16 protein-coding genes are annotated in these 22,880 nt (G+C 68.3%); all 16 read right to left on the bottom strand.

Annotated features, from left to right (window positions below; genetic code table 11):
* Positions 1 to 27 precede the first annotated feature (27 nt).
* A complete protein-coding gene (locus G8760_RS16540) occupies positions 28 to 1,653 on the bottom strand; it encodes an ABC transporter substrate-binding protein (protein WP_207782431.1) in 1,626 nt (541 codons plus the stop codon).
* Between the two features lie 131 nt (positions 1,654 to 1,784).
* Positions 1,785 to 2,222 carry a serine hydrolase gene (locus G8760_RS16535; RefSeq protein ID WP_246222578.1) on the bottom strand — a complete coding sequence of 146 codons (438 nt, stop codon included), beginning with the start codon at positions 2,220 to 2,222 and terminating at the stop codon, positions 1,785 to 1,787.
* A 1-nt stretch (position 2,223) separates the two neighbouring features.
* Positions 2,224 to 3,618, bottom strand: a complete 1,395-nt coding sequence (locus G8760_RS16530; RefSeq protein WP_166353100.1) for a serine hydrolase domain-containing protein — start codon at positions 3,616 to 3,618, stop codon at positions 2,224 to 2,226.
* 185 nt (positions 3,619 to 3,803) lie between these two features.
* Positions 3,804 to 4,811, bottom strand: coding sequence for a type IV toxin-antitoxin system AbiEi family antitoxin domain-containing protein (locus tag G8760_RS16525; protein ID WP_166353098.1), 1,008 nt, complete (start codon positions 4,809 to 4,811; stop codon positions 3,804 to 3,806).
* Between the two features lie 157 nt (positions 4,812 to 4,968).
* Complete coding sequence (locus tag G8760_RS16520) at positions 4,969 to 6,072, bottom strand: M20 family metallopeptidase (protein ID WP_207782430.1); 1,104 nt, start codon at positions 6,070 to 6,072, stop codon at positions 4,969 to 4,971.
* Positions 6,073 to 6,078: 6 nt separating this feature from the next.
* Positions 6,079 to 9,432 carry a serine hydrolase gene (locus G8760_RS16515; protein WP_166353096.1) on the bottom strand — a complete coding sequence of 1,118 codons (3,354 nt, stop codon included), beginning with the start codon at positions 9,430 to 9,432 and terminating at the stop codon, positions 6,079 to 6,081.
* Positions 9,429 to 10,397, bottom strand: coding sequence for an ABC transporter ATP-binding protein (locus G8760_RS16510; RefSeq protein ID WP_166353094.1), 969 nt, complete (start codon positions 10,395 to 10,397; stop codon positions 9,429 to 9,431). The genes G8760_RS16515 and G8760_RS16510 overlap by 4 nt, the downstream gene beginning before the upstream one ends.
* Positions 10,394 to 12,415, bottom strand: coding sequence for a dipeptide/oligopeptide/nickel ABC transporter permease/ATP-binding protein (locus G8760_RS16505; protein WP_166353092.1), 2,022 nt, complete (start codon positions 12,413 to 12,415; stop codon positions 10,394 to 10,396). Before G8760_RS16505 ends, G8760_RS16510 begins: the two co-directional genes overlap by 4 nt.
* A gap of 2 nt (positions 12,416 to 12,417) precedes the next feature.
* On the bottom strand, positions 12,418 to 13,419 hold the full coding sequence (locus G8760_RS16500) for an ABC transporter permease (protein WP_166353090.1): 1,002 nt from the start codon (positions 13,417 to 13,419) through the stop codon (positions 12,418 to 12,420).
* Positions 13,416 to 15,014, bottom strand: coding sequence for an ABC transporter substrate-binding protein (locus G8760_RS16495; RefSeq protein WP_166353088.1), 1,599 nt, complete (start codon positions 15,012 to 15,014; stop codon positions 13,416 to 13,418). The genes G8760_RS16500 and G8760_RS16495 overlap by 4 nt, the downstream gene beginning before the upstream one ends.
* A gap of 143 nt (positions 15,015 to 15,157) precedes the next feature.
* Entirely contained in the window at positions 15,158 to 16,375 is a 1,218-nt protein-coding gene (locus G8760_RS16490; RefSeq protein WP_166353086.1) for a metal-dependent hydrolase family protein, read from the bottom strand.
* A 79-nt stretch (positions 16,376 to 16,454) separates the two neighbouring features.
* Positions 16,455 to 18,014: an N-acyl-D-amino-acid deacylase family protein gene (locus tag G8760_RS16485; RefSeq protein ID WP_166353084.1), complete on the bottom strand. Its 1,560-nt coding sequence runs from the start codon at positions 18,012 to 18,014 to the stop codon at positions 16,455 to 16,457.
* 190 nt (positions 18,015 to 18,204) lie between these two features.
* A complete protein-coding gene (locus G8760_RS16480) occupies positions 18,205 to 19,620 on the bottom strand; it encodes a choice-of-anchor L domain-containing protein (protein WP_166353082.1) in 1,416 nt (471 codons plus the stop codon).
* A gap of 268 nt (positions 19,621 to 19,888) precedes the next feature.
* Positions 19,889 to 21,190, bottom strand: coding sequence for an ATP-dependent Clp protease ATP-binding subunit ClpX (gene clpX, locus G8760_RS16475; protein WP_166353080.1), 1,302 nt, complete (start codon positions 21,188 to 21,190; stop codon positions 19,889 to 19,891).
* A 424-nt stretch (positions 21,191 to 21,614) separates the two neighbouring features.
* Entirely contained in the window at positions 21,615 to 22,223 is a 609-nt protein-coding gene (locus tag G8760_RS16470; RefSeq protein ID WP_166353078.1) for an ATP-dependent Clp protease proteolytic subunit, read from the bottom strand.
* Between the two features lie 42 nt (positions 22,224 to 22,265).
* A complete protein-coding gene (locus tag G8760_RS16465; RefSeq protein WP_166353328.1) occupies positions 22,266 to 22,832 on the bottom strand; it encodes an ATP-dependent Clp protease proteolytic subunit in 567 nt (188 codons plus the stop codon).
* Positions 22,833 to 22,880 lie beyond the last annotated feature (48 nt).

Below are 22,880 nucleotides of genomic sequence, written 5' to 3'. Positions count from 1 at the left end.
GGCCCTCGTCGGTCCACGCAGCCGGACCTACTCGTAGAGCCGGACAGTCGGAGGCGCGATGCGGCCGGCGAGCAGCCGGAGGTCCACTCCGTCCAGGAACCACGGCGCCACCGAGTTGACGATCGGCACCACGTCCGCCTCGGCGATCAGCACACGCTCAGCGTCTTCCCAGAAGGTGCAGCCTTCCTCGACGGGAAGTTGGGCCGCCTGGGCGGTCAACTGCTGGTATTCGTCGTTGTCGAGGTGTGCGAAGTTGGTCCCGTTCGGCGGTCCCTCTCCCGAGAGTAAGGGCACGAGCTGACTCGGGAACGCTACGGTCAGCCGGATCAGCGCGGCATCCCAGTCGCTCGTACCGAACAACACCTCGTTGATCTGCGCGGTGGTGATCGGTTGCAGGGTGACGTCGACACCGATCGCCGCCCACTCCTGGGCCAGCAGCTCGGCCCCACTACTGACCCCTGCGCCGTCCTCGGGTATGTGCAGCAACGACACCTCCAACCGTTGGCCGTCCTTGGCCCGGACGCCGTCCGGCTCTACGGTCCAGCCCGCGGCGTCGAGGGCGGCCGCGGCAGCATCCGGGTCGTACTCCGGGAGAACGCCTGCGACGGTGTCAGCGGGGCACGGCCTCGGATCGAGCACGCCGAGGTTGTCGGGAGGAGTCCCACGGCCATCGGTCAGCACGGCCCCCAGGGAGGCCAGGTCGACGGACCCGGCCAACGCCTGGCGAACCGCCGGGTCACTGCCTGGGCGACTGTCGCCTTGATTGAACATCAACTCCGAGAACAGCGACGACGTGTCCAGCGACGCCATACCTGCCTGTTCGAGCCGTTCGACGTCCGGCCCCTCCACCAGGACGGCACTGAGCTCACCGGACAGGAACATGTTCACCGCCGTCGCTTCGTTCGCGACAACCCGCAAGGTGACCTGCTCAGGGGTACCCGGGTCGGACGCCGCCGCCCCGGCCGGGCCCCACGCGTAGTCGTCCCGCCGCTGGAACGTGTAGCGGTCGCCGGGAACGGACTCGATCAGCTCGAACATGCCGGTGCCCGCGGATCCTTCGGCGAGTATCGACCGGTCGGCATTTCCGGCCGCGCAGACGATCTGCATCATCCCAGTACCTTGCAAGAGGAACGGATCTGGATGGGCCGTGGTGAGGGTCACGGTACCGGCGTCGTCGTCGGCGCTCGCCTCCAGACCGGGCTGCACAAAGATGCCCAGCTGTGGGGACTGGTTCGCCGGATCGGTAACGAAGGCGAAATTCTCGGCGACGTCGGAGGCGGTCAACGGGGTCCCGTCGGCACAGGTGACTCCGTCCTTCAAGGTGTACGTCAGAGAGTCGAGATCGACCTCCCACGACTCCGCCAGGTACGGCTCGATGGTCCCGTCCTCAGCGATGAACACGAGTGAGTCGTACATGAACGTGGTCACCCACCGGGTCAAGCCCAGGATGGTCATCTGCGGGTCCAGGTTGCCCGGATCGTTGGCGATCACGGCCTGGAAGGTGCCGTCGGTGACGGGGGTGCGGTCCGCCCCGTCGTCAATCCCGCTCCCGTCGGCGACATCCGCGTCGTCTCCGCTACCGCGAATATCCGGGTCGTCGGAGCCGCCGCAGCCGGCCAGAAGTAGCACCGCCCCGGCCGAGAATACAGACAAGTCACGTGCGCGCATCATTACCCCTCTCTTCGTAGGTGGTCGACGGCGATCCGGGCGGCGGTACCGATAGCGGCATCGACGCGAGGCAGGCGCTCGTCGAGAGTGTCGGCACGGGTGAAAACGGCGACCGCCTATTGCCGGCCGTCGGGGTAGCTCACTACTCCGGCCTCGTTGCGCACCGCGGGCAGTGTGCCGGTCTTGGCTGCCGGCCGCACGTCTCCGGGGGACCCGGAGGTCAGCCGATGCGGCCAGATTTGGTGCGCCATGATCGTTCGCACCTGTTCACACGCCTCTGGTGGTGCGGCCGTGTCCGTCCAGATGGCGGTCAGCAGTGCGGTCACCTCCCGCGTGGTGCGTTCAATGGGGTCAAGCCGGCCAGCGGCCACGTCCCGGGCATAGGCGACCACAATCGGGATCTTGAATACCGACGCCAGCACCACAGGGGTGTCGGCGTCGACGCTCACCTGGGCGAAGGTATCGGCGCTGGGCGCAATGGGCTGGGCATGCACGAACCCCGTGGCCCCGGCGGCGCGAAGCACCTCACGGATCTGCTCGCTGACCTCGCCCATGTCAGCGGTCCACACGAGGGACGGCCCGCCCCTGGTGCAGGAACCGAGCACGGCCGGCATCGTCGAAGCTGACGAACGCGGTGGGCTGATTGATGCCCTCCTGTGGCTCGCGGGAGACGAAGGTGTCGTCTTTCAGCCGCACGATCTCGTAGCGCCGTTTGTGTTGTCCGGCCTCGGCAAGGACGCCGCGCGGCGTGACGGTCTGCCATAGCCGGCCCTCGGCGTCGGCCTCGATGTCGTGGACCACGACGTCGGCTTCGTAGCGACCCACGTAGCGGCTCGGTTCGGTGACTGGTTCCGGCTCGGCCGGAGGCTTCGGGGTGGCCGGGATACGGACGCCCGCCAGCTCGTGCAGCGCGTCACCGATGACGTTCTCGAACAACGGCATCGGATTGCCGCCATTGGTGAGCACCGCGACGGCGACGTTGGCTTCCGGCACGATCCGCAGGAAGGCAATTTGGCCGATGGTGCCACCGTCGTGCCCGATCACCATTCCGCCGGGCCAGTCGAATATCTCCCAACCGATGCCCCACGCGTCACCCATCATGCCCAGGTAGGGCAGTTCGACCTGACGTTCCTGCATAGCGCGGACCGCGGCGTACGACGTCACCGTGGTGCCGTCCGGCGTCGTCCCGCCGGCCAGGTGCATCTGGGCGAACCGGACGAGCTCGGACGCGCTCATGGCCAGCATCGAGCCGGCCGGCGCGTTCGACGCGGCCAGCGCCCAGACCGGTGCCGGGATCGGATCGGCGCCTGGCGCCGGTTCGACGTGCCCGACGGCCGCGCGGCGCAGAATCGCCTCGTAGGCGTCGGTGGCGGCGTGTTGAAGGCCGAGCGGGGCGAGGAGATGTTCCCGCAGCGCTGCGCCATACGGCTTGCCTCGGAGCACCTCGACGACCCGCCCCAGCACCACATAACCGGCGTTGTTGTAGGAGAACCGCTCCCCCGGCGGGAACAACTGCGGGACATTGGTGATGGTGTCCAGGTACTTCTCGACGGCGTCGTCGCCGCGTCCGGTGTCGGTGAAGATGTCGCCTTCGAACCCGCTGACGTGGCAGGTCAGGTGGCGTACCGTGATCCGGGCGCTGGCGTCCTCGTCGGCCACCCGGAACTCGGGCAGGTAGGTGCGCACTGTTGCGTCGAGGTCGAGCAGCCCCTCATCGACCAGCTGCATCACCAGGTTGCTGGTCCACACCTTGGTGATCGACCCCACCTGGAAGATCGAGTCCGCAGTGACCTCCACCCCGGTCGCCTTGTTGAGGACACCAGTGGCCGCTGTTGTGATCTCGTCGCCGGCGAGAACGGCGGCTGTCGCACCCGGCACCTTATGTTCGGCGGCCAGCGTCGCCAAACGATTGGGAAGCCAGTCACGGACCTGATCAAGTGCGCTGCTCATGTCGCCCTCCTCGGAACCGGGAAAACACCAACGTAGAAGCGGCGAGCCCAGCCACGATATGTACGTTGGGCCGAACAGTGAGGCCGCAGCGTGGTTCAGTTCGCCCACGAAGCTGCCTGCTGGCTCAGAGTTGCGGATGGGCCGGCGAATCGGCGCCCGTTCGCAACTCTGAGCCAGGAGGCGGGTCAGGCGCTGCGTCGATACGTCCGCGATTCCCGATACCAGCGGTAGGGCGCAGGGCGCACCGAACGCGTGCCGATGAACGCCCGGAACCGTGCTCCCAGTAGCCGTCGGTCATGCCGGGCGTCCTGCCATCCGTACCTGGCGATCTCGAAACCGGCCTCACGCAAGCGCCATTCACGTTCACGCTGCTCACCGACAATCCGGCCGGCATCGAGGCGGTTGTTGTACTTCTTCGCGCCGTCGCCCTCGAAGATCAGCCACCTGTCGTCGAGCAGGTGATCGGGACGGTAACGGAGCTCGCCAAGGTCGATCCACGCGTTGGACACCGGGACCGGCAGGTCCTCCTCGATGAAGGTCAACCGGCCAAGGGACTCGAGGGCGCTTTCCGCGTATGGATCGGCGTGGTCGAGTACCCACGCCGCCCCGGTACTCCCTGACCAGCTGCTTTGGAACTCAACAACGGCCTGGAGTTGTGTCCGGCTGACCATGGTCGACAAGGCGGCGTCCGCAACCACCAGCGCGCCAGCTCGGGGCGAGGTTCGAGCCACGTCCACGACCGTCCGCGCCGGCGAAGTCACCCGGGTGCCGCGCACCACCACCCGGTGCTCGAGCGGCAGCGCGGCTACCCGGACCTGTCCGAATGTCGAGTTCGTCGCAGACCCGGCGCCGGGCGGTACCACAGCCGTGGGCAATTCTGGTGGTGCACTGATGGTCGGCAGGTTGAGAATCGCCACCGCGGACCAGCCGGATGCGTGTGTATGAGGACCGCACGCGAGGATGAAGGCGCGGGAGCGCAGCGCGAACGCCGGCCACGGGGCGGCGTCGGCCAACTGCTGCGCGCTGGCATACACGCCGTTGGCCAGCCGGACCAGCAGCCCAGCCCGGAGCAGATGGTGTAGCCGCCACCTGGTGACCCCGTTGGTCTCGGCCCCCCGCAGGGTCAGCAGGCCGTCACCAGCGGCGAGCAGACACTCGACGTCATGGGGCAACGAGGTGATGCGGGCGGGCATCTCTCCATCGTTGGTGCCCACCCCGGGCCGCGGAAGACCGCAATAACAAGGTGTGGATAACCCGCGGTGCCGTCCACCCGCCCGGCCAAGCATGCTGGCTCAGAGTTGCGGATGGGCCGGCGAATCGGCGCCCGTTCGCAACTCTGAGCCAGGACGTTCAGCCGACGACGAGCAGCCGCCGCAGCAAACCCTCGAGCAGCGCCGCCCGCGCCGGCATCTCCTCGACGACGACGTGTTCACCGGGCGCGTGGGCGTTCCCACCGACCGCACCAAGCCCGTCTAAGGTGCGGGTGCCAACACCGGCGGTGAGGTTGCCGTCAGAGCCGCCACCCACGTGTGCACTACCCAGCGCCGCGAGTCCGAGTTCGCCAGCCACCTTCTCGGCCAGCGCATACAGCTCGGCAGACGCGGTGGGTTCCAACGGCGGGTGGGCGGGGCCGTCGGTCACCTCCAGCCGGGCGTCGTCGAGCCGCGGCTCCAACGCATGGATCGCGGCCCGGATCCGGTCCTGTTCGGCCACGCTGGGCACCCGCACGTCGACATGGACCGACGCCTCGGCAGGCACGGTGTTGGCCGCGGTGCCCCCGCTGATCAGCGACGGCGTCACGGTGGCGCCCTGCGGCCCGGCGTCCAGTGCGGCCAACGCCAGCACCTGGTGGGCCAGTTCGACGGTGGCGTTCACTCCGCGCCACGGCTCGAGCCCGGCGTGCGCGGCACGGCCATGGACCCGCAGCACATACTGGGAGATACCTTTCCGGGCCGTCTTCAGCAAACCGCCGTCGGCGCTGCCCTCCAGTACGAGGGCGGCCCGGACCCGCCGGGCCTCGTCCTGGATGAGCTGCCTCGACGTCGGCGCACCCAGCTCCTCGTCGGCGCTGACCAGCACGGAAATACCGTCGGGCGACGGGAGTGCGGCCACCGCGTGGAACAGCTGCACCAGGCCGGCCTTCATGTCGAAGCAACCTGGCCCGTACGCCCGGCCGTCCTCGACCCGCCACGGGTGCTCAGCCAACGAGCCCACCGGCCACACGGTGTCGTGATGCCCCAGGAGCAGCACCTGGTCACCGGCGCCGAACCGCCACCGCAGGTGTGGCCGCCCGGACAGCTCGATCCGTTCCGGTTCCACGCCGGTGAGCCGGGTACCGAGTTCGGCGACCACATCGGCGCTGCGCGACAGCGCGGCCAGGTCCGACGACGGCGACTCACAACGGACCAGCCGTCCGAGGTCGTCGACCATCACGTCCACGTTTATGCCCGACACGGCGGCTCAGCCGGCACGCTTCGGCGTGGCCCGCACCCCGAGGTGCATGTACGGCGAACCATCATCGAGCGTGTAGAACGTCACCGGTGTCCAGGTCTGCGCACCCGGAGCCCGCATCACGTACAGGCCGTCGCGGACGGGCACCAGGTCGAACTCCTTGACCTCCTCGTCCAGGCCCATCGGACGCTGGTCGACCACCATCCGCAGGTGCCCGCCACCGGTGCGCTCGCTGACCTCCAGCCGGATAGACGTGCGCTCGTAGGTGCCAACGTGGGGGGTGATGTCCACCTCGACCGGTTCGGCCGGCGGCTGCAGCGGGGTCGCCATCTCTACCCCGGCCAGCTCCCGGAACACCTCACGGATCAGCGTCTCGTAAAGGTCTCGGGTGTGCCCGCCGTTGGTCAGCAGCGTCACCGCGATCCCTTGCTCGGGCAGGAGTCGCAGGAACGCCGATTGCCCGATGGTGTTGCCGTCGTGCCCGATCAGCCGGGTGCCGTTCCAGTCGAGCCGGAACCAGCCGATTCCCCACGAGTCGGCCAGGGTGTACGGGTCGGGCAGCCGGACCTGGTCCTCCGGCATCGCCGCCACGGCCGCCTCCGACAGCACCCGGGTGCCATCCGCGGCCAGCCCCCCGTTCAGGTGCATACGGGCGAACGCGAGGACGTCGCCCACCGTCGACGAGATCAGTCCGGCCGGGCCCACCGACCGGGGCAATACCCACACCGGTGCGCGCCGTGGTTCCTCGTCGCCTTCGTGGACGTGCCCGACGGCGGTGCGGTGCAGCAGTGCGTCTTCAGCCAGGGTGACCGTGTGCTGTAGTCCCAGTGGTGTGTACAGCAGGTCGCGCATGGCGTCGTCCCACGTCTGCCCGGTGAGCTTCTCGATCACCCGGCCGGCGATGGTGAACCCGGCGTTGCAGTACGACCACGTGGCACCCATGGGATGGTTCAATGGCAGTCCGGCCAGGGCCGCGACGTACCGCTCGAGGCATTCCTCGCCGCGCCCGAAGTCTTGGAAGAAGTCGCCGTCGATGCCACTGGTGTGGGTGAGCAGGTGACGCATGGTGACTGTCCTGGCCACCTCCGGATCGGCTAACCGCAGCTCCGGCAGGTACGTGACCACGGGCTCGTCGAGGTCGAGTTTGCCGGCGTCGACGAGCGCCATCACCACGGTGGCGGTCCACACCTTGGTGACGGATCCGATCTGGAAAAGAGTGTCGGTGGTGACGTCGACACCGGTCTGGACGTTGGTCACGCCATGGGCGACCTCCAGCGTCTCGTCGCCGCGGGCGATACCCAGGGTCGCGCCGGGCACCTTGTATCGTTCGGCTAGCTCGCTCAGGCGCCGCTGCCAGTGGTTGTGGTCGAGAGCGACGGTGCTCATCGGCCCCTCCTTGGGCGTCGTGGTGGTGTGGCGGGTGACCCAGTCGACGATCCGGCGGGAATAATCCAGCCGGTGCGACGGCGGGCCGTCGAGTATGAACAGGTGTGACCCACCCGGGTAGAGAACCAGCTCGGTCGGGACACCCCGGTGCCGCAGCGCCGCGAACCACAGGTCGGCCTGCCCCACCGGGCAGCGATCGTCGACCAGGCCGTGCAGGATCAGGGTGGGTGTGTTCACCTGGGCCAGGTTGGTGGAGGGCGACATCTGGGCCAGCCGTTGCGCATCGTCGTACGGCAGCGCTCCCAGCTCCACCTCGATGAACAACGGCCCCACGTCCGATGTCCCGGCCATCGTGGCCAGATCGGAGACAACACCACCGGCGACGGCCGCGGCAAACCGGTCCGTCCGGCCGGTGAGCCAGCAGGTCATGTAGCCGCCATAGCTATAGCCGGAGAGCGCCAGCCGGTCCGGATCGGCGACCCCATCGGCAACGAGCTGGTCCACGGGCTCGAGGAAGTCGCGTTCGTCGGCTGTACCCCATCCACCTATGGCCGCGGTGTAGAACTCCTCCCCGTAACCGTCGCTGCCCCGCGGGTTAAGCAGCAGCACCGACCACCCGGCGGCGGCTAACAGCTGGTGATAGAGGTGTGCCGGGTCCGGGACCGGGCTCCACGCGTTGTGCGGGCCGCCGTGGACGTCCACCAGCAGCGGTCCGGGCCCGACGGTGGCGGGGTCGCGGAGCAACCACCCGTGCACCTCGGTGCCGTCGGAGATGGTGAACACCCGTTCCTCGGCGGTGATGAGGTCGACTCCGTCGAGCCGGTAGTCGGTCAGTGCGGTCTCGGTGCCGGTGTCGAGGTCGACGACGGCCACCTGCCCGTACGAACGTTCGTCGGCGACCACGATCGCGGCCCGGCCGGATCCAGCAGCAACGGAGAGCCCGGACACCACCCGGGTAGCGCCACCAGCCACCAGCTTCGGCCGCCCGCCGGTGGCGTCGACGCTGAACACGTGGGTGCAGCCGCGGTCGCGGGCACAGAACATCACCGTAGAACCGTCCGGCGTGTACTGCGGCAGCCCACCTGGGTAGCCGGAGCCACCGGGCATCACATTGCGGTCGAAGTCCGCCGTGAGCTCAACCGTCGGGCCACCGTCGACGGGGATCCGGAACAACCGTAGATGGCCGGAACGGACCTCCGCGGAGGCGACCACGAGCAGCTCGTCTCCACTCGGTGCCCACGTCACGGGGCCGGCCATGCCGTGTTCGCCGCCCACCAGACGTGGTGTGGCCGCGGCGTCGTCGACTTCGACGATGTGCACCGCCGACACTCCGGTCTGGTCCGCGTCGGGTGCTGTCGCAGCGGAGAACGCGAGCCGCTGCCCGTCCGGCGACCATGCTGGTGCTCCGGCGTGCCAGTCGCCCCGGGTCACCTGCCGGGTCTCGCCCGTTCCGACGTCGACGACGTGGATGTGTTGGCGGATCCCGCGCAGCAGCCCGGCGCCGTCGGCGCGGTAGCCGAGGCGGTTGATCACGATCGGGGCATTGGCGCGGCGCTGGCGGGCCGCCTCGTCTTCGTCGGCCGCCGCGAGAGTGTCGACGGCGGCGGTGAACGCGATCCGGCGGCCATCGGGGCTCCAGACCGGCGGGCCCGCACCGGACGGCAGCGACGTCAACGGCGCCGGCTCACCCCCGGCCACCGGCAGCAACCACACCTGGGGCGGCCCATCCGCGGCGCGTAGAAAGGCGATGCTGGCCCCATCCGGCGACCACACCGGTGCGGTATCCCCCGATCCCGTGGTCAGCCGCCGCGGCGCCCCTCCGGTAGCCGAGACCAGCCATAACGCCGTGTGATTCGTATCCGCGGCCCGGTCCGCGGTGGTCAAGACGTACGCGATAGCGCTTCCGTCGGGAGAGATGGCCGGTTGACATGGGATCGCCACGTCGAACAGGTCCTCCTCCACGAAGTGGCGGGTCATGGGATGGATACCTCCAGATCCGCGGCGAAATGGCAGGCCGCACGGTGGGGTCGAGTATCGGCGCCGGTCATGGGGTCATCCTCGGCGCAGATCGTGCGCTCGGGGAGAACGAGCGGGCCGTAGGGACAACGCCGATGGAAGGCGCAACCCGACGGCGGATCGTGGGGCGACGGCGGCTCACCGTCCAGCTCCGAGCGATCCGCCGGCACGGCATCGTCGAGTGACGTGCCGACCCGGGGCGCGGCGTCGAGCAACGTCTGCGTGTAAGGGTGCCGGGGCGCGGACAATACCTCCGCGGCCGGACCGAACTCGACGATGCGGCCCAGGTACATGACCGCGATGAGGTCGCTGACGTAACGGACCACAGACAGGTTGTGGGAGATGAACAGGATACTCAGGCCGAGCCGTCGCTGCAGGTCACGGACCAGGTTGAGCACCGCCCCCTGGACGGACACGTCCAGCGCCGAGGTGATCTCGTCGGCCAGGATCACCTCGGGCTCCGCGGCGAGTGCCCGGGCCAGCGCCACCCGCTGACGCTGGCCCCCGGACAACCCGCCCGGCAGCGAACCGGCACGGGAGGCGTCGAGCTCCACCAGCTCCAGCAGGCGGGCGACCTCGGCCCGGCGCTCCTTGCGGCCGCGGCCGCGCGGCATGGCCTCGGCGATGGAGTCGCCGACGCTCATCCGCGGGTTCAGGGACGAGTACGGGTCTTGGAACACCATCTGCAACGTGCGGCGCCCGCGGGTGCGGCGCACCGGCCGGCCGTCCAGCAGGATCTCCCCACCGGACTCAGGGACGAGGCCGACGGCCGCTTTGGCGAGTGTGGACTTGCCCGACCCGGACTCGCCGACAAGTCCGACGACCGACCCCGCCGGTACGGTAAGGTCGACCCCGTCGACGGCGGTGACGGTGCCGTGGCCGGTGCCGAACCGGACGGTGACATCACGAAACTCGAGCTCTTTCATGGTTGTCCTCCCGTACGGGTCGGCACGTCGACGGCGGGTTCGGCACCGGCCAGCGGGCTGGGCGCCACCGGTCCGCTCTGCGGATGCCAGCAGGCGGCGCGCTGCCGTGGTGCCACGTCCTCCAACACTGGAGGCGCGGTACAGGTGTCGTCGGCGAAGGCACAGCGCGGCGCGAACGCACACCCGGGTGGACGTGCGCCGGGATCCGGTGGCCGCCCCGGAATGGTGGCCAACGGCCGGTCGACGTCGGTGGCCAGATCCGGCACGGACCCGAGCAACGCCCGCGTGTACGGATGGGCGGCCTCCGCGAGCCGGTCGACGGGTAGCTCCTCGACCACCCGACCGGAGTACATGACCACGATGCGCTCGCACATCTGGGAGACGACGGCGATGTCGTGGGAGATCAGCACCACCGCCGCACCGGACTCACGTTGCACCTCGCGCAGCAGCCGCAGCACCTGCCGCTGCACGGTCACGTCCAGCGCCGTCGTCGGCTCGTCGGCGATCACCAGGTCCGGCGAACTCATCAGGCCCATGCCGATCATCGCTCGCTGCCGCATGCCCCCGGAGAACTCGTGGGGGTACTGGGCAGCGCGCCGTTCAGCCGCCGGGACCCGGACCTTGCGCAGCCGGTCGACCGCGCGGTCCCAGGCCGCCCGCCGGCTGTGTCCTTCGTGGGTGCGGGTCACCTCGGCCAACTGCCGGCCCACCCGCATGGACGGGTTGAACGACGTCATCGGGTCCTGGAACACCATGGCCATCGACGTGCCCAGCAGCCGCCGCAGCTCGGCGTCGGACCGGTCCGGCAAAGAGGTGCCGAGGAAGTTCAGCGTGCTGGCGCGCACCACCGCCTCCTCGGGTGCCAGCCGGGCGACGGCCAGCGCGGTCAGGCTTTTGCCGCTGCCCGACTCACCAACGATGCCGACGGTCTCACCGCGATGAACGGTCAGGTCTACCCCGTCGACGGGATGCGTCCATCCGCGCGGGCCGGGGAAACTGACCGTGAGGTCGCGCGCCACCAGAACGGCGTCGTCGGGCCGGACGGTCGATCCATCCGTGCTGGCCGCAGCGTGCTGAGTGCTCACGCCGTCGTAGACCGACGCGCCGTTCGAGCCAGGTTGCGTGGTAGTGGGTTCGTCCGGTTCCCGTCGTCGCAATGTCGGTAGCACGCCGAGGTGACCGCGCCGCGCCGTCGTCCGCAACCCCACCACCTGCGCGATCGTCTCGCCCAGCAGCGTGAAGGCGAGCCCCGCCAGCACCACCGCTACCCCGGGCGCCAGGGCGGCGGCTGGATTCAGGTAGATCCGGCTCAGCCCCTCACCCAGTAGCCGGCCCCAATCGTAGGTCGGCGGCTGTACCCCGATGCCGAGAAACGACAACCCGGCGAACGCCAACAGCGCACCACCGGCCATCACCGTGGCGTTGACGACGAGCGGCTCACCGACGTTGGGCAGCAGATGCCGGAAGACCAGCCGTACCCGCCCCACCCCGGCCACCCGAGCCGCCGACACGAAGTCTCGGCCCGCCACCGCCGCCACATTGGTCTGCACCAGCCGGGCGAACGACGGCGCACCGGCGATGCCGATCGCCAGCACCGCCCCCTTGGCCCCGATGCCGAAGATCACCGCGAAGAACAACGCCAGCAGCAACGCCGGGAACGCAACCGCCAGGTTGACCAGCGCCACGGCGAGCCGGCCGGCCCGGCGCCCGAGCACAGCGGGCAACACACCGAGCAAGGTGCCGATCGACACCGCGATCAAGGTGGCCAGCACGGCCAGCCCAAGTGAGGTTCGGGTGGCGACGAGAACCCGCATCCAGATGTCGCGGCCCAGCCCGTCGGTGCCGAGGAAATGTTCCGCCGACGGGCCCTGTGACAGCGCCGACGGGTCGGTCTGCTCGGCGGCGTCGCCCCAGATGATCGGCGCGATCAGCGCCAAGACGATGAACGCGGACAACAACGTGGCGCTCACCGCGCCAACCGGGCTGCGCAGCGCGTTGAGCCAATGAGTCAGCCGCATCGTCACGCCTCCCGGATGGTGGATCGTGGATCGACGACGGCCAGCAGGAGATCCACCATGAGGTTGACCAACAGCACGGCCAGCCCGTAGACGAGGACGGCAGCCTGCACCAACGGATAGTCCTTGGCCAGGATCGATTGGACGATGGTCATGCCCATACCCGGCCAGGCGAACACGTTCTCCACCAGCACCGTCCCGACGATCATCGAGCCGAGCAGCAACCCGCCGATGGTCAGCGTCGACGTCAGAGCGTTCGGGAAGGCGTGCCGGAAATACACCCGCCACGGCGGCAACCGCTTGGCCCGTGCCGTGCGGACGAAGTCCTGGCCGAACACCGCCAACGCCTCGACCCGGACGATTCGCGCTATCACCAACGTCGGCCCGGCAGACAACGCCAACACCGGCAGCAGGTAGCTGTCGAGCCCGCCGCGGCCGGCCACGGGCAGCCAACCCAGCGTCACCGCGAACACGAAGATGAGCCCGACGGCGAGGAGGAACTCGGGAATGGCGGCGATCATCGCACTCGTCGAGGTGAACCCCAGCTCCACACCACGACGGCGGCCACCGCGGGTCAGCACCGCCATCGCCAGCCCGAGGGGGATCGCGCTCACCATGATGACGACGAACGCGGACAACCCGAGGCTGGCCGAGGCCGGTAGCCGTTGCCCGATCGTGTCCACCACCGGAACCCCCGACGTCATCGAGACACCGAGGTCGCCGCGGAACAGACCGGACAGGTAGTTCCCGTACTGCACGATCAGCGGATCGTTCAGCCCGAGGGACTCCCGGCGCGCCTCGACCAGTTCGGCCGGAGCGGTCAGGCCGAGTGCCGCTCGCACCGGGTCACCCGGCACGAGGTGGATCATCAGGAACGCCAGCGTCACAAGGACCGCGAGGGACACCACCAGCCGGGCGAAGCGGCGGCCCAGGAACACCAGCCACGGGTTACGTACACCCGCCGGGAGCCCACCCCGGCGAGTGACCGCGACAGGTGGCGCCGTCATGACACCGCGCGGATGGTCGGGGCCACGATGCCGTCCGAGCCCAACTCCAGGGTTACGCCGTCCAGAAACGTCGGAATCGTCTCGTCGGCGAACAGCAGCACGTCGCGGGCGGCGATCAGCGCCTGGTCGGCACGCTGCCATTCGGGGCAGCTCTCCTCACCTGGCAGCTGCATCGCGTCGGCCACCGCGGCCTCGTACTCGTCGTTGGTGAGGTGGGCGAAATTGACGCCATCAGGTACCGGTGTCCCGGAGAAGAACGGCACCAGCTGGCTGGGCAGCCGGACGTTGACCGGCAGCAGCACGGCGTCCCAGTCACCGGCGCTGAAGACCACCGTGTTGTATTCCGTCGGCGGCATCCCGCGCGTGGTGACATCGGCCCCGACGTCGCTCCATTGCTGTGCGATCAACTCCGCCGCGGACGCCGTCGTCTCCCCTCGGGTGCTGTTATAGACCAGGGAGAACGACAACCGCTCGCCGTCGCGCTCGCGGACTCCGTTGGAACCCGCGGTCCAGCCGGCGTCGTCGAGGATCGCCCGGGCTCCTTCCGGGTCGAAGTCGGGCAGTTGCCCGGTCACGGCGTCGTACGAGCACGCCACCGGCTCGATGGCTGCGGTGGCCCGCGATTGCTCCCCGAAACCACCGGTGATCACCGCGGTCAGCTCGGCGAAGTCCAGCGCCTGGGCCAGTGCGGCCCGCACATCGGGGTCGGCGCTCGGGTGATCGTCGGCCTGGTTGAAGAAGAGCTCGCCGACCGTACCGCCGGAGGTGACCTGCTCGTGGCTGTCCTCTAGCCGCTGCCGGTCTGGCCCTACCGCGCTGACCGCGTCGATCTCACCGGAGAGGAACAGGTTGACCGCGGTCGACTCGTTCTCGATGACGCGCAACGTAATAGAGGCCGCGGTCCCGGGATCCGCGGCCGTAGCACCCCCTGGTCCCCAGGTGTACTCGTCGCGGCGCTCGAAGGTGTAGTGATCGTTGGGCACCCGCTCGGACAACGCGTACATGCCGGAGCCGAGTCCGTCGGCCTGTAGCAGGTCGGGATCGTCGAGGCCGGCCCGGCAGGCGATGAACAGCTCGCCGGTGCTGTGCAACAGGAACGGGTCCGGATCGGGGGCGGTCAGGGTCACCGTTCGGGCGTCGTCGTCGGCGGTGATCTCCAGCTCGGCCGGGATCAGTACGCCACGCACCGGCGCCTGGTTGTCCGGGTCGGTGACGAACTCGAAGTTCGCGGCGACGTCGCTGGCAGTCAGCGGGGTGCCGTCGGAACAGGTCACGCCGTCGTGGATGGTGTAGGTGACGGAGTCGCCGTCGACCTCCCACGACTCCGCCAGCCAGGGCAACTGCTCGCCGTCGCGGGTGAAATAGACCAGCTTGTCGTACATGTAGGCGGCGACGCCGCGGGTGGCCGCGAGCGTCGTCAGGTGTGGGTGCAGGTCCCCCGGGTCCGCCTTGATCGCCGTGGCGAACGCCCAGTCACCGGAGGCCGCGCCGGTGTCGACGTCGTCGTCGCTGTCCGTGCCACCACCGTCCGAGCCGCACGCCACCAGGAACAGCGTCAACGCTGCGGCGAGTCCGGATATCCGTCCGATACGCATGGCAACTCCTTCGCAGTACGCCGTGATTCGGTAAGCCTGGCCCGCCGAACCCCGGCCCGTCATTGGCCGGTCCCACAACTCACGGCCCCACACGTCGTCGTGCACACCTACCCGGAGGCCACACCGCAGCCGCGGCGGGCACCTCAGCCGACCCGCCGCCCATCCTTGAACACGGCCTGGATGTTCGTTCTGAGCGCCGGAAAGTCGAACGGGTCGCCGCCGACCAGCACGAGATCCGCCCGTCGACCCGGTTCAACCGTGCCGACGTCGGCGTCCACGCCGAGGAGTTCGGCGGCTGTGCTAGTCGCCGCGCGCAGGACTGCCGCCGGTGCCAGGCCGGCTTGGCGCATCAACTCCAGCTCACGCAGGTTGTCCCCGTGGGGGCCGACGCCGCTGTCGGTGCCGAAGGCGATGCGCACCCCGGCGGCCGCCGCGCGCCCGATGGCGTCGCGGTGGACCTCCACCACCATGCGTGCCTTGTCGACCACGACGTCGGGGATAGCGGCTCCCGCGGCCGCGGCGTCGAGCACCCAATGCGGCGCCACCAGCGTCGGCACCAGGAATGTGCCCGCGGCGAGCATCATGTCGATCGCTTCGTCGTCCAGGAAGATCCCATGTTCGATCGACCGCACCCCCGCCCGCACGGCGTTCTTGATCCCCGGTGCACCCTGCGCGTGCGCCATCACCGGCACTCCCGCGGCCGCCGCCTCGGCCAGGCATACGGCCAACTCGTCCGGGCTGAGCTGCGCCCGGCGCGGGTCGTCGCGGGGCGACACGACGCCGCCGGAGGTACAGATCTTGATCACGTCGGCCCCGGCCCGGACCAGCTCCCGAACCCGCAGGCGCATCTGCTCCGGTCCGTCCACCACCGCCTCCGGGCGACCCGGATGTGGCACGAAGAAGTCGGTCGTCACCCCGCTCGGGTGCCATTCGTCGGTGTGCCCACCGGTCTGGCCGAGAATGCTGATCGCGGTGCACATCCGGGGGCCATCGATGAGGCCGTCGGCCACCGCCTGCTTCACGCCGAGGTCGGCGCCGCCGGCGTCGCGGACCGTCGTGATACCACAATCGAGGATGGCACGGAGATTCGCGATGGCGGCATAGAACGCGTACGAGAACGGCTGGTTCAAATGCGCCATCACATCGACGCCGGACAGCATCACGTGGACGTGGCAGTCGATCATGCCCGGCAGGATCGTCGCGCCGGTAGCGTCGACGACCTCGTCCGCGTCGAGGCCAGTACCGACGGCGGCGATCCGGCCGTCCTGCACGAGCACGTCCGCCCGCTCCGGGGGCGCCCCCGTGCCGTCGAAAACGTCACCACCAGCCAGGACGAACCGTCGTCCGACATCACCATTCACGGAGTAGCTCCTCGTCGTCTCAACCGCTGCTTCGTTTCCCTCGTCCCCACTCCCGGTGATCGTCGCGGGGAGTGGGTGGTCAGGCACGTAGGACGCTACCCGCTCGCTCGCCGGTGAACTCGCCACCGACGACGACGGGCTGACCGCTGAGCAAGACGGTGTGGACGCCGTCCGGGGTGACGCCGGGGTTGGTGTAGGTGCCGCGGTGGCCGATCGTCTCCGGGTCGAACACGGTCACGTCGGCGTGGCAGCCAGGGAGAAGAACGCCGCGTCCGGCCAACCCGAACTGCCGCGCGATCAACGACGTCGCCTTGCGGATCGCCTCTTCCCAGGTCAGCACCTTCTCGTCGCGAACATAGGTGCCGAGCACCCGCGGAAAGCAGCCGTATGTGCGTGGATGCTGCATCCCGACGGGTGGACCGTTGTCGGATCCGATACCGACCAGTGGGTTAACCATGATGTCACGGACGTCCGACTCGGCCATCATCTCCAGCACGATCGCCGCCGTCGGGTCGGCTACCAGCAGATCGCATAACGTGTCGAACGCGTCGGCGGACCCCGCCACCTCAGCCAACGTGCGGCCGACGATGGTGCCGTCGGCGTGCCCGGTGATCAACACCTTGGCCGGATCGGTGCTGGCCCACACGCCATCGCCGGGATGGCCACGTTCAGCCTGCACCCGCAGCGACGCCCGCTGCCCGGGATCGGCCAGGCGGGCCGTCATCGCCCGGCTGCCACCAACCGCCGCGGCGTTGGGAAGCAACGCCAACATCACCGTGCCGCCGGCCAGGTATGGGTATTGGTCACCAGCGATGTCCACACCGGCCAGCCGGGCCCGCTCGATGTGGTCCAGCAACACCCTGCCCTTGCCGTGCGCCGGAATCCCAGCCGCCTTGCAATGGGAAATCTGCAACCGCAGCCCACCGGCGCGGGCGATCGCGACCGCCTCGTCCACCGCGTTCTCCAGGAACCGGCCCTCGTCGCGCATATGGGTCGCGTAGGTTCGGCCGTAGACGCCGGCGACCCGGGCGATCTCCTCGATCTCGGCTTGGCCGGCGAAACACCCCGGCGGGTAGATCAAACCAGTCGAGAAACCCACCGCGCCGGCCTCGAACGCCTCCGCCGCGAGTTCCTTCATCCGGTCCATCGCGCCGGGCAGCAGCTCGTCGCCGGCGCCATTGGCGGTCAACCGGAGGGTGTGATGCCCCACGAGGTAAGCCATGTGGTTCGTCGGCCCACGCTGCTGCATCACGTCGAGGAAGGCGGCGAACGATCCGGGAAACACGTCCGCTCCCCCGGCAAGTTCGTCGAACATCTCTCGCACCAGATCCGCCGACTCCTCGGTCAGCGGCGCGAAGCTGAACCCACAGTTGCCGGCGACCTCCGTCGTCACACCTTGCAGCAGCTTGAACGGTTGCGGCTCGTCCATGGCTGGGACGACGTCGCTATGTGAGTGCGCGTCGACGAACCCCGGCGCGACGTACAGGCCGTCGCAGTCGACCTCCCGCGCCCCCGCTCCGGCCGCGACCTGTCCGATCCGAGCGACTCGTCCGGATCGAACCTCGACGTCGGCGCGGCGCCCCGGTGACCCCAAACCATCAAAGACCGTTCCACCACGCAGGATCACCTGATCGGTCATCGTGCCGCCTCTCGCCGCCGTCGGTTGCCCGCCGTCACCGTAACGGGTGTCACGCGGCCGTGAGTTCATGCAGCGGCACGATGACCGGCCTGTCGGACTGTTGTACCGGACGAGGACGGCCAAGCGACCTCAGCGCTTGACCGCCCTACCGTCCGGCCAGCCGATCGGCATCAGCCTTCAGCCGCTGGGCTCAGAACCTGGAGTGGACCCGTCCACGAGCCACACCCGCGAGAGCCATCCCCGCGACCGCCATCAGCGCCGCGATCCCCAGCCAACCGGCGGTGCCGAACCCGGTGTCCGGCAGTTCATCGTCGCCCGGTGGGGTCGTGGGCGTCGGATCGGTGGTGGGCTCCGGCGAGTCCGTCGGTTCGGGGGACCCGGTGGGCTGCGGCGAGTCCGTCGGCTCGGGCGACTCCGTGGGCTCCGGCGAGTCCGTCGGCTCGGGCGACTCCGTAGGCTCCGGCGTCGGGTCTGGCTCGCCAATGGTGATCGTGACGGTGGCCGGCTCGGACGTCAGCGAACCGTCGCTGACGGTGAACGTGAACTCGTCGGCGCCGGAATAGCCGTCCTCCGGCGTATACACGAGCTCCGGAGCCGATCCGGTCAACTCACCGTTGCTCGGCTGCGACTCGACCACGAAGGTGATCGGATCGCCGTCCGGGTCGCTTCCGGTGAGGGTGATGTCGACGGCCGTGTCGATCGCCGTGCTGACGGCTTGGTCGTCGGCGACGGGACGGCTGTTCGATCGGAAAGACCCCGCCTCGATCAGCACCGTGGAGTCGTAGATGCGGTCATTCGTGTCCGCGATGGCCAGGATCAGCGTGTTGGTCTCGCCGGCCTCGACGGTGGCGGCACAGGTCAAGACCGTGGTGAAGCCGTCGAGTTCGGTGTTGTGCGGCGTGGGGTCGAACGTGTTCCAGTCGTGTTCGTTGTCGATGTAGAACTCGGCGTTGACGTCGTTGTTGATCGTGTTCACCGACACCGGGTCCGCGTCGTCACCCACGACCGCGCAGTTCTCGCCATTCACGAAGAAGGCGAAAACGTCGTTGTAGTCGCTGTTGACGAACTCGTTGTACTCCTCCGAACCGAACACGTAACGGAAGTCGATCTGGTCGGTGTCCGGCACGAAGTCGATCTCCAACACCGACGCGTCGTGGGTTACCAGCGGATCCACCAGTTCGTCGAGCAGGGCGTATCCGGGACGATCGAAGTCAGTAGACCAGCTGATCCTCTCGTTGGGCCCGAAGAGATTGCTGGCCTCACCCGCGATCGCACCGGACGACAACGCGATACCTTCGTCGATACCGAATACGTCACCGAAGCCGGACACCACCCCGGCCGCCGCGTCGTCGCCGATGTATTCGGCGTTCACGACGGTCACCCCAGAGCCGACCAGCGCGGCCGCTAGATCTTCGGAGCTGAGTCCGTCGGTGAGATCTTCGGCCTCCTGGGCCGCGCTCACCTCGGACTTGGCGCCAGCCGGAGGGTCATCACGGGCGTCGCCCGTCGCCGAAGCGGTCAGGGCCGGTATCAGCAGCAGGCCGGCCGGCAGAAGAACCGCCGCGGACCGCACGATCAGCCGCCGGCGCACCACAAGATCGTTCACTGTCATGTCCCCCCAAGGACGTGAGGCGTCGAATGACGAGGGCCTCCCTCGCCACCCACCTATCAACCACTCACTGGCCGATAGCAACAGCGCACGAGTCTACTCGGTGATGATCTCGCCCAACGCCCGCAGCCACCCGGAAACTTCCGCCGCGTCTCGCCCGAGCGTCCTGCAGCGCGAGCGCCAGGGGCCACCGCCTGCAGGACGTTACAGCGGAGCGAGCTGAGCAGCCGGAGCGACGTGAGCAGGGGCGAGCAGGGGCGAGCAGTCAGGCGGACTTCTCGCGGCGTTCCCGCCGGCTGCGCTGCGGCGCGCCACGTGGCACCAGAGTGGGCAGGACGTTCTGCAACACGACGTCGCGGTCGATGACCACCCGGCCAACGTCGTCGCGGCTGGGCACCTCGTACATCACGTCCAGCAGGACCTCTTCGAGCACCGCGCGGGTGCCACGAGCGCCGGTACCCCGCAGCAGCGCCTGGTCGGCTACCGCCGCGACGGCCTCAGGGGTGAACTCCAACTCGATGTTGTCCGCGATCTCGAAGGTCCGCTTGTACTGCTTGATCAACGCGTTGCGCGGTTCGGAGAGGATCCGGATCAACGCTTCCCGGTCCAGCGGGCTGACCGTGGTGAGAACCGGCAGCCGGCCGATGAACTCCGGGATCAACCCGAACTTCAGCAGATCGTCCGGCATAACCTTGGCCAGCACGTCGTCAACGCTCTGATCCTTCTTGCCGGCGACCTCGGCGGCGAAACCCAGCCCGCGCTTGCCGACCCGCTGCTGGATGATGTCCTCAAGACCAGCGAACGCCCCACCAACGATGAACAACACGTTGGAGGTGTCGATCTGGATGAACTCCTGATGCGGGTGCTTGCGCCCGCCTTGCGGCGGCACGCTGGCGGTGGTGCCCTCCAGGATCTTCAACAGCGCCTGCTGAACCCCCTCCCCGGAAACGTCACGGGTGATGGATGGGTTCTCGCTCTTCCGGGCGATCTTGTCGATCTCGTCGATGTAGATGATGCCGGTTTCGGCCTTCTTGACGTCGTAATCCGCCGCCTGGATCAGCTTCAGCAGAATGTTCTCGACGTCTTCGCCCACATACCCCGCCTCGGTAAGCGCGGTGGCATCGGCGATGGCGAACGGCACGTTGAGCATCTTGGCCAACGTCTGAGCAAGATACGTCTTGCCACATCCGGTGGGACCAACCAGCAAGATGTTCGACTTGGACAACTCGACCGTCTCGTCCTTGTCCGAACGTGGCGTCGTGGTCTGTTTGGCCTGCACCCGCTTGTAGTGGTTGTAGACGGCCACCGACAAGGCCTTCTTGGCTGACTCTTGCCCGACGACGTACTGCTCCAGAAACTCGTAGATCTCCCGGGGCTTGGGCAGGCTCGACAGGCCGCCCACATCCGGGTTCTCGCTGAGTTCCTCTTCGATGATCTCGTTGCACAGGTCGATGCACTCGTCACAGATGTACACACCAGGCCCTGCGATGAGCTTCTTGACCTGCTTCTGGCTCTTGCCGCAGAAAGAACACTTGAGCAGATGGTCGGCGTCGCCGATACGTGCCACGCGGTTCGTCCTTCCGTCCCAGGTGCCGTCTACGTCCAACGCCTACCGTGATCGGTCGCGTCGCGTCCTTCGACGGTACATCCTTTCCCGCCCACACGGCACCCAACCCTCCCATCGGGCGCGTCGCGCCTTGAGTTGATTGGCCACATGGCTCGGCCGTCACGCAGCCCGGGCGCACAGCCCCGGTCCGCCGCCCGCGCGAACCCGGACGGCCGCCGGCGCCAGACCCGGTCCGCCGCACACACGAACCCGGCCACACCTCAAACCGCACAACGGGCACCAAGCGTACGGGTCCCGGATGGCCACACCACCCGGGACCCGTAGTTTTACGATCCCTACTGAGCTCAGCTGAACGACGTCGAACTCGGCTGGACGACGTCGAGTTCAGCTGGCCAGTGCCGAGTTCAGCTGGCCAGTGCCGAGTTCAGCTGGCCAGACTCGCCTTGCGGGAGGCAGTGAAGTTGTCGACCAGCCCGTAGTCGATCGCCTCCTGTGTCGTGAGGATCTTGTCTCGCTCGACGTCGCGACGGACCTCCTCGACACTCTTGTTGGAGTGCTTGGAAATCATCTCCTCCATGAGGTTACGCATCCGCTGGATCTCATTGGCCTGGATCTCGATGTCGCTGGCCTGACCGAAGATGGCCTCGCCGACCGCCGGCTGGTGAATCAGCACACGAGCGTTCGGAACGGCCAGTCGTTTCCCCGGCGCACCGGCGGCCAGCAGCACCGCGGCTGCGGACGCCGCCTGGCCCATGCACACCGTCCGCACGTCCGGCTTGATGAACTGCATCGTGTCGTAGATCGTGGTCATCGCGGTGAACGAGCCACCGGGCGAGTTGATGTAGATCTCGATATCACGATCCGGGTCCATCGACTCCAAGCAGATCAGCTGCGCCATGACGGCGTTGGCTACGTCGTCGCTCACCGGAGTGCCGAGGAAGATGATCCGCTCTTCGAACAGCTTCGCGTAGGGGTCGATTCGGCGGAAGCCGTATGACGTCCGCTCCTCCCACTGTGGGATGTAGTAATTCATCGCAAGGTTCTCATTTCATCTCAATGGGCGTGGGAAGTGTGATCAGACACCGTCGGTGGGGAGCTCGGACACGCTCGTGATCACCTGGTCGACGAAGCCGTACTCGCGGGCTTCGTCGGCGGTGAAGTAGCGGTCGCGGTCGGAGTCACGCTCGATCTCCTCGACCGGGCGGCCGGTGTGCTGGGAGATCAGCTTCGCCATCTCCTTCTTGGTGCGCACCAGCGACTCAGCATGGATGCGGATGTCGCTAGCGGTTCCCCCGACGCCGCCGGACGGCTGGTGCATGAGGATCTTGGCGTGCTGCAGCGCATACCGCTTACCCGGCGCACCGGCGCACAGCAGGAACTGGCCCATCGAGGCAGCGAACCCCATAGCGAACGTGGCGACGTCCGGCTTGATGTACTGCATGGTGTCGTAGATCGCCATACCCGCCCAGACCGATCCACCTGGGGAGTTGATGTAGAGGTGGATGTCCCGGTTCGGGTCTTCGGCCGCGAGCAAGAGCAGCTGCGCGCAGATCGCGTTGGCATTCTGGTCGCGCACCTCCGAACCAAGGAAGATGATGCGCTCGCGTAGCAGCCGGTTGTAGATGTGGTCGTCCAGGCCCATGCTGGCTGGTGGCGTCTGGGCCAGGGGTTCGGAGACAGAACCAGTCGT

This window comes from Phytoactinopolyspora limicola, assembly GCF_011320225.1.
Taxonomy (GTDB): Bacteria; Actinomycetota; Actinomycetes; order Jiangellales; family Jiangellaceae; genus Phytoactinopolyspora; species Phytoactinopolyspora limicola.
The sequence above is the reverse complement of the archived record's forward strand: the minus strand, read 5'-3'. Positions and strand labels throughout refer to the sequence as shown.